13 protein-coding genes and 8 tRNA genes are annotated in these 15,401 nt (G+C 55.9%); 12 read left to right on the top strand and 9 right to left on the bottom strand.

Annotated elements, in window-relative coordinates:
• The first annotated feature begins 1 nt into the window (after position 1).
• From LN244_RS11775 to LN244_RS11765, 3 genes are read left to right on the top strand one after another with little or no spacing between them, the layout of a single operon-like run.
• On the top strand, positions 2-2,239 hold the full coding sequence (locus tag LN244_RS11775; protein ID WP_239039977.1) for a GumC family protein: 2,238 nt from the start codon (positions 2-4) through the stop codon (positions 2,237-2,239).
• 4 nt (positions 2,240-2,243) lie between these two features.
• Complete coding sequence (locus LN244_RS11770) at positions 2,244-2,972, top strand: tyrosine-protein phosphatase (protein WP_239039976.1); 729 nt, start codon at positions 2,244-2,246, stop codon at positions 2,970-2,972.
• Positions 2,972-3,682, top strand: coding sequence for a tetratricopeptide repeat protein (locus LN244_RS11765; RefSeq protein ID WP_239039975.1), 711 nt, complete (start codon positions 2,972-2,974; stop codon positions 3,680-3,682). The genes LN244_RS11770 and LN244_RS11765 overlap by 1 nt, the downstream gene beginning before the upstream one ends.
• 55 nt (positions 3,683-3,737) lie before the next feature.
• Here the strand turns inward: LN244_RS11765 and galU are convergent, their stop codons facing one another.
• The 6 genes from galU to LN244_RS11735 all read right to left on the bottom strand — a co-directional run bounded on the left by galU (position 3,738) and on the right by LN244_RS11735 (position 8,539).
• Positions 3,738-4,610 carry a UTP--glucose-1-phosphate uridylyltransferase GalU gene (gene galU / locus LN244_RS11760; protein WP_239039974.1) on the bottom strand — a complete coding sequence of 291 codons (873 nt, stop codon included), beginning with the start codon at positions 4,608-4,610 and terminating at the stop codon, positions 3,738-3,740.
• A gap of 49 nt (positions 4,611-4,659) precedes the next feature.
• The gene (locus LN244_RS11755; protein WP_239039973.1) at positions 4,660-6,300 is read right to left on the bottom strand and encodes a GMC oxidoreductase; all 1,641 of its coding nucleotides are present in this window, start codon (positions 6,298-6,300) and stop codon (positions 4,660-4,662) included.
• A 2-nt stretch (positions 6,301-6,302) separates the two neighbouring features.
• The gene (locus tag LN244_RS11750; protein WP_239039972.1) at positions 6,303-6,734 is read right to left on the bottom strand and encodes a gluconate 2-dehydrogenase subunit 3 family protein; all 432 of its coding nucleotides are present in this window, start codon (positions 6,732-6,734) and stop codon (positions 6,303-6,305) included.
• Between the two features lie 20 nt (positions 6,735-6,754).
• Positions 6,755-7,300 (bottom strand): hypothetical protein, encoded by a 546-nt coding sequence (locus LN244_RS11745; protein WP_239039971.1) that lies wholly within the window; start codon positions 7,298-7,300, stop codon positions 6,755-6,757.
• Between the two features lie 132 nt (positions 7,301-7,432).
• Positions 7,433-7,612: an oxidoreductase-like domain-containing protein gene (locus LN244_RS11740; protein WP_239039970.1), complete on the bottom strand. Its 180-nt coding sequence runs from the start codon at positions 7,610-7,612 to the stop codon at positions 7,433-7,435.
• Between the two features lie 48 nt (positions 7,613-7,660).
• Positions 7,661-8,539 (bottom strand): LysR family transcriptional regulator, encoded by an 879-nt coding sequence (locus tag LN244_RS11735; protein WP_239039969.1) that lies wholly within the window; start codon positions 8,537-8,539, stop codon positions 7,661-7,663.
• A 151-nt stretch (positions 8,540-8,690) separates the two neighbouring features.
• Here LN244_RS11735 and LN244_RS11730 point away from each other — a divergent pair, with 151 nt between their 5' ends.
• Complete coding sequence (locus tag LN244_RS11730; protein WP_239039968.1) at positions 8,691-10,607, top strand: putative bifunctional diguanylate cyclase/phosphodiesterase; 1,917 nt, start codon at positions 8,691-8,693, stop codon at positions 10,605-10,607.
• Positions 10,608-10,677: 70 nt separating this feature from the next.
• Here the strand turns inward: LN244_RS11730 and LN244_RS11725 are convergent.
• Together LN244_RS11725 and LN244_RS11720 are read right to left on the bottom strand one after the other, a co-directional pair.
• Positions 10,678-10,753: transfer RNA gene (locus LN244_RS11725), tRNA-Gly, on the bottom strand.
• A 2-nt stretch (positions 10,754-10,755) separates the two neighbouring features.
• Positions 10,756-10,831, bottom strand: a tRNA-Glu gene (locus LN244_RS11720).
• A 130-nt stretch (positions 10,832-10,961) separates the two neighbouring features.
• Between LN244_RS11720 and LN244_RS11715 the strand changes: the two genes are divergently transcribed.
• The 8 genes from LN244_RS11715 (at position 10,962) to LN244_RS11680 (ending at position 14,521) form a co-directional block, all read left to right on the top strand.
• The gene (locus tag LN244_RS11715) at positions 10,962-11,729 is read left to right on the top strand and encodes a hypothetical protein (RefSeq protein ID WP_239039967.1); all 768 of its coding nucleotides are present in this window, start codon (positions 10,962-10,964) and stop codon (positions 11,727-11,729) included.
• 109 nt (positions 11,730-11,838) lie between these two features.
• Positions 11,839-13,926: a putative bifunctional diguanylate cyclase/phosphodiesterase gene (locus LN244_RS11710; protein ID WP_239039966.1), complete on the top strand. Its 2,088-nt coding sequence runs from the start codon at positions 11,839-11,841 to the stop codon at positions 13,924-13,926.
• Between the two features lie 90 nt (positions 13,927-14,016).
• Positions 14,017-14,092: transfer RNA gene (locus tag LN244_RS11705), tRNA-Glu, on the top strand.
• Between the two features lies 1 nt (position 14,093).
• Positions 14,094-14,169, top strand: a tRNA-Gly gene (locus tag LN244_RS11700).
• 22 nt (positions 14,170-14,191) lie between these two features.
• Positions 14,192-14,267 (top strand) — tRNA-Glu (locus LN244_RS11695).
• A 2-nt stretch (positions 14,268-14,269) separates the two neighbouring features.
• A tRNA-Gly gene (locus tag LN244_RS11690) sits at positions 14,270-14,345 on the top strand.
• Between the two features lie 22 nt (positions 14,346-14,367).
• Positions 14,368-14,443: transfer RNA gene (locus LN244_RS11685), tRNA-Glu, on the top strand.
• A 2-nt stretch (positions 14,444-14,445) separates the two neighbouring features.
• Positions 14,446-14,521 (top strand) — tRNA-Gly (locus LN244_RS11680).
• A 340-nt stretch (positions 14,522-14,861) separates the two neighbouring features.
• On the opposite strand, the gene LN244_RS11675 is transcribed toward LN244_RS11680, so the two are convergent.
• The gene (locus tag LN244_RS11675; protein WP_239039965.1) at positions 14,862-15,272 is read right to left on the bottom strand and encodes a PA2817 family protein; all 411 of its coding nucleotides are present in this window, start codon (positions 15,270-15,272) and stop codon (positions 14,862-14,864) included.
• Positions 15,273-15,401: the final 129 nt, after the last annotated feature.

The following is a 15,401-nucleotide window of genomic DNA, read 5'->3' as shown; positions in this document are numbered from 1 at the left end:
TATGGCAAACACGAACATTCAGCCGGAGAAGGCATCTCTGGCGCAGCGCCTGGCAGATGACGAGATTGATCTGCTGCAGCTCTGGCAGACCATTTGGCGGCGCAAATGGAGCATTATCACCCTGATGCTGGTGGTGATGATGCTGGCCACACTGGTCGTTCTGAGCCTTACCCCAATTTACAAGGCATCTGCCACCCTGCTGATCGAGCAGAAAACAGCCAAGGCCGTATCCATTGAGGATATCTATGGTCTGGAAGGTGGCAGCAGCGAATACCTGCAGACACAGTTCGAATTGTTGAAGTCGCGCGAACTGGCCGAGCGTGTGGTGCGTCAGTTGAATCTTACCCTGCACCCTGAGCTGGACCCGCGTCAGCAGCCGGAACCGCTGATCGACGTGCGTGGGCTTTTCAGCAAGTTCGATGTGCGTGATTGGCTGCCCATGACCACGCCTGATGATCTCGAAGAAACCGAAGAGATGACCGAAGCGCGCATTTTTGACCAGGTGGTCAAGTCATTCATGCAGCGCACGACGATCTCGCCGGTGATGAAAACTCAGCTGGTCAAGGTCGAAGTCGAGATGGCGGATCGCCGTCTGGCGGCTCAGGCGGCGAATGCACTGGCCAATGCCTACATCGAGAGCCAGTTGGAAGCCAAGCTGGATATGACCCAGACAGCGACCAACTGGATGAACGAGCGTCTGGCGGGCCTGAAGGAAAAACTGCAGGAATCCGAGCGCCGTTTGCAGGAGTTCCGTGAAGCGGAAAACCTGGTCGATCTGGAAGGTGTCACGACGGTTGCCGGTGGCGAGCTGTCTCAGACCGGTGATCGTCTGATCGATGCGCGTCGCAATCGTGCTGAAGCTGAAAGTCAGTACCGTCAGGTTGCGTCCATGAAAAGCAGTGGCTGGCAGCGCCTGGCGTCTGTTCCTGCCGTGATGAGCAACCCGCTGGTGCAGCAGTTCAAGGCCGAAGAGGGTCGGGCAAGCTCAAGGGTACAGGAACTGTCCCGTCGATACGGTCCCAAGCACCCGAAAATGATTTCGGCTCGAACCGAGCTGAATGCGGCTAGCGCCAACTTGAAGGCCCAGGTGGATCAGGTCGTTGCATCCATCGAACGTGAGTACCAGCTGGCCACGGCCAATGAGCGTTCGCTGCAGAGCTCGTTCAATCAGAACAAGGAGCAGATACAGGACATCAAACGCAAGGAGTTCAAACTGCGTGAACTTCAGCGTGAAGTGGACACCAACCGCTCCCTGTACGACACCTTCATGACTCGCTTGAAGGAAACCTCCGCAACGTCCGACTTTGAAGCGGTTAACGCGCGAGTGGTTGACCCCGCGGTGGTGCCGGACCTTCCGGTCAAGCCGAAGAAGAGCCTGATTGTGGCGCTGGCCGGTATTCTGGCGTTGATGGCAGGTGTTGCCATGGCGCTGTTGCAGGAATTCCTTAACAACACCTTCAAGAGCACCGAAGATGTCGAGAACAAGCTGAACCTTCCGGTACTCGGTATTCTGCCGATGCTGAAGGGCAAGGAGCGTCAGGACATCGCACGCATGTTCGTGAAGGATGAGGACAAGTCGTTTACTGAATCGATCAGAACCATCAGAACCGGTGTGGTGCTGTCCGGCCTGGATAATCCCCATAAGGTGCTGGTTGTGACCTCCTCCATTCCGGGTGAGGGCAAGAGTTCCGTTTCGGCCAACCTGGCGTTTGCTATGGGCCAGATGGAAAAGGTACTGCTGATCGATGCCGATATGCGTCGTCCAACGGTCGCCAAGAGCTTCGACTTCCCGGTTGGTACGCCCGGTCTTGCCAACCTGGTGGCCGGTACGGCACGTCTGGATGACTGTCTGCACGAACTGGGTGACGGTGTGGATGTGATGACGGCGGGTACGGTGCCGCCCAATCCGCTGGAGCTGCTGTCTTCTCAGCGCTTTGCCAAGGTGCTGGAAGTCCTTGAGAAACAGTATGACCGTATTATCATCGATTCACCTCCCACTCAGGCTGTGAGCGATGCACTGGTGCTGTCGACCCATGCCAATGCGCTGATTTACGTGATCAAGTCAGACGCCACGGCTGTGCCGCTTGCCAAGCGGGGTGTCGGCCAGCTGTTGCAGAACAATGCTCCGGTCACCGGTGTGGTGCTGAACCAGGTCGATATCAAGAAAGCGAAGAAGTACGGCTACAGCTACGGTGGTTACTACGACTACTACGGCTACAGCGGTAGCAAAGAGGCGTAATGTCATGGGCATGATCGATCTGCATAACCACCTTCTGCCCGGAATCGACGATGGCGCCGAAGATGTGAGCAAGTCGATCGAGCTGGCACGCATGGCCGTTGCGGACGGGATTACCCATCTTGTCTGCACGCCTCATATTCACCCAGGGCGTTATGAGAATTCCCCCGCGACTATCGAGCCCGCGTTGGAGCTATTTCGCTCGGCGCTGATTGAAGCCGGCATTACCCTGAAAGTCTCCTCTGCGGCTGAAGTCCGCTTTGGGCTGGAGCTGATGGAGGGCGTGGCGCGCCAGGCTGTTCCCTTCCTGGGGGAGCGGGAAGGGCGCAAGGTGATGTTGCTGGAGTTTCCTCACGGCGAGATTCCCTTCGGTGCCGAGAAGCTGACCCGCTGGCTGATGGATCGCAGGATCACGCCGATGATCGCGCATCCTGAGCGCAACAAGGCCGTGATGAAGTCCCCATCCAAGCTGAAACCTTTTCTGGATCAGGGCTGCCTGCTTCAGGTCACGGCGGCGTCGGTCGCAGGTCGTTTTGGTGAGTCTGCTCAGAGCATTGCTCATCAGCTGTTGGCAGAAGACAAGGTGTTCATTCTGGCGACAGATGCCCACAACAGTTCTCATCGTCCCCCTGTCTTGCGCGAGGGTTTACAGGCGGCAGCTGCCATCGTGGGTGATCGTCAGGCGGCGGCACTGGTAACCACCAACCCCTGGTCGATTGCCGAGGTGCATTTCTGATGCCGACCGCTTCAGATAGCCTTGCCCCTGTGTGGCGTAAGCCCCTGGCTTTGGTGATGCTGTTGCTGGGTGGCGTGCTGCTGGTGGTGGCTTTCCGTGTGCTGGTGGCGGATGTGGCCGCGGTGCAGGCGCAGATGTTTATCGATGACTGGATTGAGAAGCGCAAGGCTCCCCAGTCGCGTGCCTGGCACGTAGCGGATGCTGCAGCCGAGCGAGCCATTCGCTGGTACCCCAGTGAGAACGGCCTCTACCTCACGCGAAGGGCGCAGATCATGGAGTGGCAGCAGCTGAATGCACCTCGTGGTGCGCAAGAGGCGCGCAGTGCCCGTGAAGCGGCGATCAGTCTCTATCGCCAAGCGATTGAAACGCGTCCCCTTTGGCCGTACACCCACAATGAACTGGCTTACGCCAAGCTGCGCAATCTTCAGTTCGATGCCGAGTTCCATCAGGCACTGGCCGATTCTGCTCGCCTGGGGCCGGGTCGTATGCCTGCACATGCGATGAGGGTTGAAATTGGACTCATTGCCTGGCCGCAAATGGATGCCACTGAACGTCAGGGAATCTGGCAATCACTGGAAACGGTGCTGGAGTATGAACCTCGCCGAGCGCAATCGCTGAGGCGACTGGCGCAGCGGGCTCAGCTTGATGTTGAGCTCTGTCGTCAGCTTGACCCGGAACTGCTGCAACGCAGGCGGTGGTGTCAGGGGTAATCGACTTGAGGCTTGCCGATCAGCGCCCGTCTTATGACGGGCGTTTTTGTATTGGTTACAGCTGTGCAAGAAAGGCTTTCAGATCGTCGGCGGTTTCTGCGTGCTTCAATCCGAACGCGATGTTGGCCTGCAACAGTCCTGACTTGTTACCGCAATCGTAAAGATCACCGGTCATGGTGTAAGCGTTCAGCGAGCCCTGTTCAAGGTAGCTTTTGATGGCGTCCGTGAGCTGGATCTCGCCGCCAGCACCTGGCAGGGTAGTGGCCAGCAGCGACATCACACGGCCCGGCAGAATGTAGCGCCCTACAATTGCCAGATTGGAAGGTGCCTGCTCGCGGGGCGGCTTTTCGACGACATCGTACATCGGTGATGATGTTCCTGCCGCAGGGGCATTGCCTTGACAGTCCACCACACCGTAACGTTCGACGTGTTCTTCCGGCACGGCTTCTACCATGATCTGGCCGGTGCCCGACTCAAGGTAGGCGGACACCATGCCCTGCAGGTCACTGCAATCGGTGCGGGAGTCGATCAGCATGTCCGGCAGCATCACGGCGAAATCCTCTTCGCCGATCAGGCCGGCCGCACAGTGCACGGCATGGCCGAGCCCCAGGGCCTTGTCCTGGCGAACGCTAACCAGTTGAACACCTTCCGGCAGTACGTCACGGACGCTGGCCAGCAGCTGGTCCTTGCCCTTGGCTTCCAGAATCTGCTCCAGTTCCGCATTGTGATCGAAGTGGTCCTCAATCGCAGATTTGCCACTGCGGGTAACCAGAATAATCTGCGTAAACCCGGCCGCGATGGCTTCCTCAATGACATGCTGAATGACCGGCTTGTCGACTACTGGCAGCATCTCTTTCGGAATTGCCTTGCTGGCAGGCAGAACGCGGGTGCCCAGTCCGGCAACGGGTATAACGACTTTGCTGAGCATGAAGAATCCTTGGTCTTGAAAAGCTGCTGCGCAGTATACCTTTATTCGTTTATGAATGTGATGACAGCTGCCGGTTGGCCAGCCGCTCGGCGTTACGCAGTGCCAGCGCTTCAATGGTCAGGGAAGGGGCCTCGCCGTTGCCGCTGTTCGTGAACAGGCTGGCGTCGCTGATGTAGAGGTTATCGATGCCGTGAAATTGCCCCTCGGGACTGGTCACCGAGTCTTTGGGGCTTAATCCCATTCTGCAGGTTCCCAGCGTGTGTGTGCTGTTGAGGAAGTCGTAACTGCCATACTCTTCAATCATTCCTGAAGCGCCACACAGTTGAAGAACCTGGCGGCAGGAGGCTTGCATCTGGCCTAGCCGCTCAAGCTCGGTATCCGGTAAGTGGTGGTGAATTCGAGCCAGTGGTTTGCCGAAAGCATCTTTCTTTTCAGGGTCCAGGTCGACAAACGTTCTCGCGTTGGGCATGGCAGCTCCAATGGCGCTGATGCTGAGTGCCTTGCCGAATTGTTGCCGCATGGCCTGCTTGTGTTCTGCGCCCCAGCCAGCAATTGCGCGTTGGGCGTAGTTCACCGGGCCGCTCAGGCGAATTTCGGTTGTGCTGACGCCCAGTCGATACCCTTCGGAAGACGCTTTACAAGGGTCCCAACAGATCATGTCAGCCGGCAGTCCACGGTGAGTCAGAATATCGGCTGAAACCAGTCCGCTGCTTACCCAGTTCAGGTGCATCATCAGATGCTTGCCGATCTGGTCATTCAGCGCCGCTACGCCGGGCGAGTTAAGCAGCAGGCGAGGGGTTTCCATACTGCCCGCCGCAACGATCACCTGGTCACAGGCCTGTCGATGTTCAGTACCCTGTTTGTCTCGATAGAGTACATGAGTGATTTTTCTGTCTTCGCTCATGACCAGTTCCGTGGCCTGACACTCGGTGCGTAATTCCAGCAGCCCCGTTGATTGAGCTTGCTTAATGAAAGTGACATCCACCGAGCCCTTGTCTCCACGCGGGCAACCGAGCTGGCAGTTGGCACAGTAGTTACAAGCCGGGCGGCCGCTCAGGGCGCGGGAAAGTGCTGCACGGGTATTGGCAACCCAGTGAAATTGCTTGCCGCTGTGCTGCTTGACCCACTTTGAAGCTGCGCAGAAGGGGTGGGCCGGTTGAAGTGTCTGCTCACTTCTCCAGCGCGGGTCATTATCTGCTGGGGCATCCCCTGCAACGCCGATGATGGTTTCGGCCAGGCTGTACCAGGGTTCCAGGCTGTCATAATCAAGGGGCCAGACAGGTACCCCCGAGCCTGAAGTCGGTTTAAGGCTGAAAGGCATCATGCGATGAGCTTCACCGGTGAAGTGCAAAGTGCTGCCGCCTACGCCGCGGACATGCTGATGACCAGTCCCGTTGCTCAGCCGGGTGTTGCCTGTATTGATACGCCCACCGACGGCATTCCATGAACGCAGGTGATCCCAACGGGGCACCAGTGTCTGCAGAGGGGCGAAGCTGAAGCGTGACTGGCTGCCCTCCTTGTATGGGAAGCCCTTGAGTTCCCAATCGGGGCGATGGAGGCTGTATTCACTCGACGGGTTGAAAGAGGGGCCTGCCTCAAGGGCAATGACCGGGATCCCCTTTTGGGTCAGCATCCAGGCCGCTGCTCCACCTCCGGCGCCGGTTCCGATTACCACAACGGGAGCGGGCATGATCAGATTTCCTTGTAGCCGTGTGGTTGAGGTGGTTGACTGATCGCCAGGCCTTTCCAGCTGTCGGGGTGACTGTAATAAAAGCCCATGGCGTCATGCCTGAGGCGATTGAACAATTGGAAGGGATAGCTGGATTCCGGTTGTCGAGACATCCACTGCATGAGTGCCTGCTTCTGATGTGGAGGCAGACTCGTGAATTGGCCTCGTGATTGGCGGTCCAGCCAAAGACACCCTTTGCGAATGAAACGCTCCAGCAATGGCCTTTGTTCAGCCTGCTGCCAAATGCGCAGATGGACCTTCAGCGCGGACGCTGAAGGACTATACCCATCTGCAGGAATCAGGATGTCCACGAAGTCGGCGAGTGTGGCCAGGGCTTCGTCATGCTGTCCTGCGGCTACAGGGAGACCCCATGCCAGGCCTAATGAGCCCAGCATGGTGGTGAACTCTCGTCGTGTTATTCCGGCGACTGGGTCTGAATCGGGACGCCGAATGAGCATTCGCTACCGCCGTTGATTGGAATGGTTCCGCTTGGGCAGCGGCTGCGTGTTTCATAGTCGCTAACAGTGTTCACACCGCCATAAAACTGGAAGGGGGTTTCACCTCCAGTATACTGGACGCCAGCCGTCACATGGTTACCCTGTGCACCCAGACTGCCGGCAAAACTCCGATTCTGCAGGCTGTAACCAACACCCAGTTCGCCCTGAACATCTTCATCGCCGGCAATGCCTTTCAACTGAAGCAGGTCGAAGCCCTTGTTGAGGATGAACGAGGTAGACAGGCCGTAACCGGTCACATCACCGTCGACATCGACCTCAACGTTGCGGTAGCCAAGCTCAAGCTGGGGGACAAAGCCCTCACCGAAAACCCAGTTAAAACCAAGGTAGAGCTCGTCGTCATTATAGTCGGCTGGCACTGCCGGAAGTACTGCGTTGCCTGCAAAGCTGGTGGCTGGCAGGGCTGCGCAGGAACATAGCAAGAAGGATAGCAGGGCTTTTTTCATTTCGGTCTTTCCTTGTATTTGCCTTTTAGTGATGCGTTATAGCAACACACATTCTTTAAAAGACATTGGTTAAAAATCCATCAGCGCACTCTACGTGTAACACCTGTTTGAATCAAGCCCGAACGCTTTTGCTCAGTCAGAACTAGCGGAAGTGCTCTCTGAAGTTGCTTCCGCCTTTTCGGCAGCGGCCTTCTGTTGCTTCTGTTCTTCCTGCCACTGGCGCAGCTCTTCATAGTAGAGGTCCCAGACGCAAGGTTCGCAAGCGCTTTCACAGCACTCGCCATCAGCGGGAGGGGTCGGTTTTTCCATCATGATGTATAGGCTTTAACAGTGTTTAGGATAGTGTAACGGTCGCAGGACTCAGTGGCCATGCACCTTTTGGTGGATCATGGAGGCCAGTTTGCACACGCCGGGGCGAGCCAGTTCGCCATCGGTCAGAATCAGGTAAAGCTCTACACTGCGTTCAGTGCTGTTACCGAGTGGCAGGGGCTTTAGCAATCCGTCATCAAGCGCTTGCTGAATTCGTGTTACCGGGTACCAGGCGTAACCAATCCCTTTGCAGGCGGCCAGTACGGATGTGCCTATATCGCTCACTGTCCAGCGCTGCTCTGCCCCTAGCCAACCTGAATCTACGCTGCGACTCCCGGAGTCTCTAACGACCAGCTGACGATGCTGACGCAGGTCTTCCAGGGAAAGTGTGCGGTTCATCTGGTGTAGCGGATGGTCGGGGTGTGCACAGGCGATGAAGCGAACATCCATGAGCTTTTCGCCCAGAAAACCCGGGGGTACGCGACCGCTGATGGAGAGATCCACCTGCCGTTTGAGAACGGCCTCGTCGCTACCGCTGAGCACGGTTTCAAGCAGTTCAATGCGGGTGTGGGGGTGCTGTTCGGCGAACAGAGCCAGTACTTCCAGCATCCATGCGCTCGGGAAGATGGCATCCATGGCCAGGCGAATCTGGGCCTCGTAACCCTGGCTGAACTGCTGGGCAAGCTCTTCTGTTTGCTCTGCCTGTGCCAGCAGACGTTTGGCATGGCGATAGAGTGTCTGGCCCGCTTCGGTCAGGGTGGCCCTGCGGCCTGACAGCTTGAAAACACGCACGTTCAGGCTGCCTTCCAGTTTTTGAATGGCATAACTGACCGCTGACTGGCTTTTGCCGAGCAGTTCGGCTGCCTTGGCGTAGCCGCCGGCATCAACAACTGCCACCAGTGCCTGCCACTGTTCGAGGGTAACCTGCATGCAGTTATTTCCTTTAATTAACAATTGCTTATATCAGCCAATAGCGTAATTCTGGACGCTACTTTCGGCTGCGGATGATGTTACTACTTTGCCGCGGCAACAGGTTGTGGCAATCTGTAAAAAAAATAATAACACCTTAGGGATGAGAGTCATGGCACTTCCGGATTCTTACCTGCGGCCTTTCTGGTGGCGTCTGTTCACCGAGAAGTCTGAACCGTTGGAATGTTTGAGGAGGGCGGCCGAATCGATGTCGAGTGATGTGCTCGATGAGTTCGGGCTTCCACCTCGTTATCATGCGCTCGCAGGGGAGCTGCAACGCCTGATCACACATGTGGATGCTCAGGAGCGAGCCCTGCATCAGAAACGGCAAGCCCTGCAACAGCTGTCAGCAGTTCTGGAGCAGAGCCCCGCCTGTATCATCATTACCGGTCTTGATGGCCGTATTCTCTATGTTAATCCCGGGTTTAGCCGAGTAACCGGTTACACCGAGGATGAGGTGCGAGGCCGTCCGGTCAGCATGCTCAAATCCACACGTACCCATGCGGACACCTTCGGTCAGCTTTGGCGAGACCTTCAGGATAAGGGGGAGTGGCATGGTGAGCTGCTCAATCGCCGCAAGAACGGGGAGCACTATTGGGTGGCGGCCTCTATCTCGGTGTTGAGAGATGAGGCTGGAAGGCCTGAACGTTATTTGTCCATCCAAGACGACATCTCCCTTCGCAAGCAGTATGAAGCCCAGCTTTTCTACCGTTCCAACTATGACCTGTTGACGGATTTGCCCAATCGGCAGTTGATGCTTGATCGTCTCGAGCAGGCACTGGATATGGCGCGCCGCTCCAGGCATCGTTTGGCGACTTTCCTGATTAACCTGCGTCAGTTCCGTCGCGTCAATCAGGCCCATGGTCATGATGTGGGGGATAAGGTGCTCTGTCAGGTTGCCAGCCGGTTGGAGCAGGTGCTGTCACCGACCGAAAGTCTGGGACGCCTGGGTGCTGACGAATTTCTTGTGGTCATGCCCGAGGTCAGTCGATTACAGGCGGTAGAGTATCTGGGACGCTGTTTGCAGCGTCAGCTTGAAGAGCCGTTCTACCATAATGGCGTGGAACTTCGTCTGGGAGGCAGTATCGGCATCTGCCTGTATCCGGGAGATGGTGATACTGCCGAGGTGCTGTTAAGAAATGCTGAAACCGCCATGCAACAGGTGCCTCGTGACAGGGACGGGGGATGCTGCTTTTTCCGTGACGAAATGAACCATCAGGCCCGTCAGGCGCTGGAGATGGAGCGGGCCTTGCACCAGGCGCTGACGGAGGAGCAGTTTGAAGTCTGGTATCAGCCTCTCCTGAATCTGCAGACGAGGCAGGTGAGAGGTGTAGAGGCGTTGGTGCGTTGGAGGAAGCCTTCAGGCGAAATGGTGTCGCCGGATCGTTTTATTCCTCACGCAGAGGAAAGCGGCCAGATTATCGAGCTGGGCCGTTGGGTGTTGAAAAAGGCGGTCAGGCAGGTGGCAGGCTGGCAGCAGGTGTTGAGAAAGCCACTGGGGGTATCGGTTAATATTTCGCCTCGCCAGTTAACGCATCCCGGCTTTGTAGATGAAGTGGCACGGCTGCTTCGTGACTCAGGTTTGGCTGAAGGTACTCTGGAGCTGGAAATCACCGAGTCGATCTTTCTCGATATGAGCTCGGAAGAGGAAATAGTCAGCCTGATCGAGCAGCTGCAGCAGTTGGGAGTTCGCCTGGCGATCGACGATTTTGGAACCGGTTTCTCGGCGCTCGGATACCTGAAGCGTTTCCCTGTGAATACACTGAAAATTGACCGTGAGTTCGTTCGCGATATCCATCAGGACATGAATGCCGCAACTCTTTGCCAGGCCATTATCTGGATGGCACGCGGTCTGCAAATGGATGTGGTGGCAGAAGGAGTGGAGTGCGAAGCTCAACTGGAGATGTTGTCACAATCCGGCGCAGCGACTGCGCAAGGATTCTTTATTGCCAAGCCGATGCCTGCACAGGATGCCCTGGTCACGGTTGCACGAATGGAGGAGAAGGAGCCGGGTTGGTCCCGCATCTGAAGGAGGAGGTTATTAGACCGCTTCGCCCAGATACAAGGCTGAATACGCTGGATAAACTGAGGATAAAATCTGGAGCGGGAAACGAGACTCGAACTCGCGACCCCGACCTTGGCAAGGTCGTGCTCTACCAACTGAGCTATTCCCGCAATGGCATCCCGTAGGGGGTTCGAACCCCTGTTACCGCCGTGAAAGGGCGGTGTCCTAGACCACTAGACGAACGGGACACTTCAATCACTGTCGTTGCCCGACAGCGACGCGAATATTAATGGGGCAGAATTGGAGCGTCAAGCGTTTTTTGACACTTTTTGTTATAGAATCAACATCTTTGGTGTTCGAGTGAATAGGTGACAGGACATGAGTCCGACGCAGACGGGGTTGATCATCGTAGCCGTAATCGTGGTGATGGCAATGATCGCCTTTACCATCCAGACGGTCGAAAACCAGAGGCGTGAACGTCGCATGCGGTTGCTGCTATTGAAGGATCAGGTACGCCGGGCAACTCATTTGTTACACACCTTGCCGGAACACTATATCACCCGTGAAATCCGTGATGTGTTGGTAAGGTACGCGCAGCAGCGCTGGAAAAGCATTCTGGAACTCGAAAGCAGCAATGATAATCGGCAGAAACTCAATGAGTTGAACGAATTTGCCAGCCTGCCTCTGCCGGTCGTTGAGCACCCTGCAGGATCCATGACGCTGCACACTGATCGCAGTCATGCCGAGCGAACGGCATCCTTGTTGCGGGAGCTGTTCCAATTTCTGTCTGAACTGAAAGCCAGCGGCCTCCTGTCCGGTGTGCATGCGTCCGAAGTGATCTATCAGGTCAAGGAGGCCTATACCCGAACACGTATCGATGTTGAACTGATGGATGCGATCGAAGTTGAGGCCGGCCGTGGTGCGGCGGCTGCATTACCCCGTTTTCGGACCGCTTGCTCCAAGCTGCAGAGCCTCAATCAAACCCAGCAGCTGGACCGGCAGCTTTATGAGCTGGGTACACACATGGAAAAACTCCAGATACAAGTCGAGGAAGAGCGCAAGGCACGTGAAGCCGAACAAAAAAAACGGCTTGCAGAAGAAGCTGCAAAGCAGGACCGTTTCAAGCCGGGAGGTTTCAGGCATTAGCGTTAAAACAACTTCATCCTTAAGGGCTTTATCTCTACAATGCCCGCCCTAAGTGTGTTGGCAGGGCGCTTGTAAAAAAGCGGCCCTCTAATAAGTTGAGATTGCCCCCGTGCCCCCAGAACTTAACGCTATTTCGAGTGATCCGCTTGAACGGCTGAGCTTCATGCAAGCCAGTCTGGATCACCTGACCGACCTGGTCATCGTGACTGATGCGAGCTCAGACCCCGCCATCATCTATGTCAATCAGGCTGTCGTTGGCCGGACCGGTTATTCGCGACAGGAACTGATTGGACAAAGCCCGAGAATTTTTCAGGGAGAGGATTCCTGCCCTAAGGCGATTGCGCGAATGGGCAAGGCTATCCGTGCCTGTGTACCTGTAAGAGTGGAATTGCTCAACTATGATCGTGACGGGCATCCCTACTGGGTGGATCTGCATATAACCCCGCTGCGTGATCACTCGGGTACCGTTACCCATTTCGTCAGTACACAGTCCGATGTAACGGAGCGCAAGCGTACCGAAACTGAGTTGTTGATGTTCAGGACTGCGATCGACCAGAGCCCGTCCAGTGTCATCATTACAGATCGTTCGGGGCGTATTACCTACGTCAACAGGGGTTTTGAGCATAATTCGGGGTATAGCAGCGCTGAAGTTATGGGGCGCAATCCCGGTTTTCGTGCATGGAAACCCAAGACGGCAGAAGAAAAACGTCAATTCTGGGACTGTCTCTATGGGGGGCAGGCATGGCGAGGCGAGTTTATTAATCGTCATCAGAGAGGGCATCGCATGGTCAAGCGGGCCGTGGTGTCGCCAGTTGAAAACCCCGAAGGTGCGATTACACACTTTCTCTCGGTTGAGCAGGACATAACCGCCGAGAAGGAAGCTCAGGAGCAGTTGGAATTCCTGGCCTATCACGATCCGGTAACCGAGCTGCCTAACCGTCGACGCCTTTTCAGCCAGCTGAGCGAGTTACTGACGCTAATGCGCCATGACAGGGAGTTTGTGCTGGTACTGATGGATCTCGACGGCTTCAAGCGCATTAACGATGCCTATGGTCACCTGTTCGGTGATCAGTTGCTCAAGGCAATGGGGCAGAGGCTGCAACAGCATGCCATTCGTCACGAAAGTGAGCTGGTGGTTCATCTCGGAGGCGATGAATACTGTCTGCTGTGGCGCCTGGCGGAAGAGAATCCAGAGGCAGATCTGACCCGAAGGCTGGAATCAACACACCGTCTGTTAAGTCAGCAGATGATGATAGAGCGACAGACGTTGTCGATGACCGCTTGCATGGGGATCGCCTGGATTGACGATGCCAGTGAAACCGTCACCTCTATCCAGCGGCGGGCAGACCTGGCCTTATATCAGGCGAAGCAAGGGGGGAGGGGCAGTCACGCCTTTTTTGTCCCTGAACTCGACGCAGTTGCCCGCCGAAGAGTTCACCTTGAGGAAGGACTGCGTCTTGCCATTTTGCGCGATGAGCTGAGTATCGCGGTGCAGGCCCAATGGACGCCTTCAGGTCAGCTGCAGGCAGGAGAAGTGCTGGTGCGTTGGCTCAAGGGGCCTGATGGAAACCCTGTGTCACCGGGGGAGTTTATCCCCGTTGCTGAATCATCAGGCTTGATCAAACCTCTGACGCTGCTGGTGTTCAGCAAGGCGCTGGATCTGGCTGCTGAGCTGCAGGCGCTGGAGCTTGATATTCCGTTGTCGGTCAACTTCAGTACCGAGCTGTTTCGTGATGAGTCGATCATTAATGGTGTGCTGGAGTTGTTGGATGAATCAGGCGTTGCTGCGGATAGGGTGGTGCTGGAAATCACTGAAAGCCTGTTGATCGATACTCAGCCATGGGTGCAGGACAATATGGCCCGTCTGGCTGCTCGCGGACTGAGTTTCTCACTGGACGATTTCGGCACGGGTTATTCCAACCTGGCATATCTCAAGCGGATGCACCTGAGTGAACTCAAAATCGACAAGCGTTTTGTGGATAATCTCCCCGGGGACGAGGATAACAGGACCATCGTACGTTCTATCTTGTCCATCGCGCGTCAGTTTAAGTTGAGGGTTGTTGCGGAAGGAGTGGAGACAGAGGAGCAGATGGCATTTCTGGCTTCACATGGTTGTGACCTTTTGCAGGGCTACCTGCTGCACAAGCCCGAACCGGCCGAGGCCTGGGTTGCGAAACTGAGCAGGCAAAAAAATTAAGAAATTGTAAAAAAAGGGGTTGATCCCATCAGAGGCCATACGTAATATATGCGCCTCCTCGATGAGGAACGCAAAAGCGATTAAAGTAGTGTCCCGTTCGTCTAGTGGTCTAGGACACCGCCCTTTCACGGCGGTAACAGGGGTTCGAACCCCCTACGGGATGCCATGCGGGAATAGCTCAGTTGGTAGAGCACGACCTTGCCAAGGTCGGGGTCGCGAGTTCGAGTCTCGTTTCCCGCTCCAAACGCTTTTGCAAACAGGCTGCGTCCCGTTCGTCTAGTGGTCTAGGACACCGCCCTTTCACGGCGGTAACAGGGGTTCGAACCCCCTACGGGATGCCATCGCGGGAATAGCTCAGTTGGTAGAGCACGACCTTGCCAAGGTCGGGGTCGCGAGTTCGAGTCTCGTTTCCCGCTCCAAATGCCTGTCATTTTTCAGTGTGTCCCGTTCGTCTAGTGGTCTAGGACACCGCCCTTTCACGGCGGTAACAGGGGTTCGAACCCCCTACGGGATGCCATCGCGGGAATAGCTCAGTTGGTAGAGCACAACCTTGCCAAGGTTGGGGTCGCGAGTTCGAGTCTCGTTTCCCGCTCCAAATTTTCTCCTCCGTATTTCCAACGTCTACAGCCTTGAATCTGGGCGACCCATTTATTCTGATTGGGTTCACGACCGGAACGCCGGCCGGATCTAGTCTCGTTTTCCCATTTGAAATCTTCTCCTCGGTTTTTCCAGCTTCTATAGCCCTTAATCGGTGGATCCATTTTTTCTGGTTGAGTTCGAGGCCGTGGTGTCAGCTGGATTGAGTTTCCCTGCTCGGCTTCAAATTTTTCTTTGGGCATCAGGCCTTGTGTGGCTGGTCTTGCACGGATCATCTGTGATGATGTCCGGCAGTCGGCCTGTTGTTATGAATGCAACAGGCCGGTAGTGATCTGGCATCAGTGTCGGGTATCTGAACCCGGCTCGAAAATAGCCTGTCGCAGCTGCAGGTAGTCGATTTCGCCGTGCTGTGCCTCGGCTTCAGCCAGGGCTTCATCCAGTTGCTGGAACTGCTGGATCTCCTCATCACTCATGAAGTGCAGGCACTCACCGCCAAACAGCCAAAAAAGATCGCGCGCCACCAGGTGGACGTACTGCGGGTAAACGCGCACAAAACGCACCATCAGGTCCTGGCCCAGGTCGAAGGCTGCAGGCTGATGCGTATCATAAGCTTCCACCAGTTCGGCAAACTGATCCAGAAACTCCAGATTGACCGGATCGGCCTTGTCGCCCTTGAAAGTATCCTGTTGCATCAGGTTGTTGTAGGCGATCTTCAGCAGGTTGAGGTGAAATGCATGGGAATCGGTCACGCGTTGCTCCAGAGAGTTGCAGATATAAACAGGATCACCCGGGCAGGAAGCCGGGCTGCAGAACAGGTACAATGGAGGGCTTGGGTTGAATTTTCAAGTTCCGGCCCTATCTAGTAGTCCTTTCTAATA

The organism is Marinobacterium sediminicola (genome assembly GCF_022343685.1).
In the GTDB taxonomy this organism is placed as follows: Bacteria; Pseudomonadota; Gammaproteobacteria; order Pseudomonadales; family Balneatricaceae; genus Marinobacterium; species Marinobacterium sediminicola.
Note: the sequence above shows the minus strand (reverse complement) of the source record. Positions and strands in the feature narration are given on the sequence as shown.

Bases quoted from the DNA above. Each gene is read 5' to 3' on its own strand.
- LN244_RS11730 (WP_239039968.1), top strand. From the start codon at position 8,691: ATGGCACTTCCGGATTCTTACCTGCGGCCTTTCTGGTGGCGTCTGTTC.
- galU (WP_239039974.1), bottom strand. From the start codon at position 4,610: ATGCTCAGCAAAGTCGTTATACCCGTTGCCGGACTGGGCACCCGCGTT.
- LN244_RS11740 (WP_239039970.1), bottom strand. From the start codon at position 7,612: ATGATGGAAAAACCGACCCCTCCCGCTGATGGCGAGTGCTGTGAAAGC.
- LN244_RS11755 (WP_239039973.1), bottom strand. From the start codon at position 6,300: ATGCCCGCTCCCGTTGTGGTAATCGGAACCGGCGCCGGAGGTGGAGCA.
- LN244_RS11775 (WP_239039977.1), top strand. From the start codon at position 2: ATGGCAAACACGAACATTCAGCCGGAGAAGGCATCTCTGGCGCAGCGC.
- LN244_RS11750 (WP_239039972.1), bottom strand. From the start codon at position 6,734: ATGCTGGGCTCATTAGGCCTGGCATGGGGTCTCCCTGTAGCCGCAGGA.
- LN244_RS11770 (WP_239039976.1), top strand. From the start codon at position 2,244: ATGGGCATGATCGATCTGCATAACCACCTTCTGCCCGGAATCGACGAT.
- LN244_RS11745 (WP_239039971.1), bottom strand. From the start codon at position 7,300: ATGAAAAAAGCCCTGCTATCCTTCTTGCTATGTTCCTGCGCAGCCCTG.
- LN244_RS11715 (WP_239039967.1), top strand. From the start codon at position 10,962: ATGAGTCCGACGCAGACGGGGTTGATCATCGTAGCCGTAATCGTGGTG.
- LN244_RS11735 (WP_239039969.1), bottom strand. From the start codon at position 8,539: ATGCAGGTTACCCTCGAACAGTGGCAGGCACTGGTGGCAGTTGTTGAT.
- LN244_RS11765 (WP_239039975.1), top strand. From the start codon at position 2,972: ATGCCGACCGCTTCAGATAGCCTTGCCCCTGTGTGGCGTAAGCCCCTG.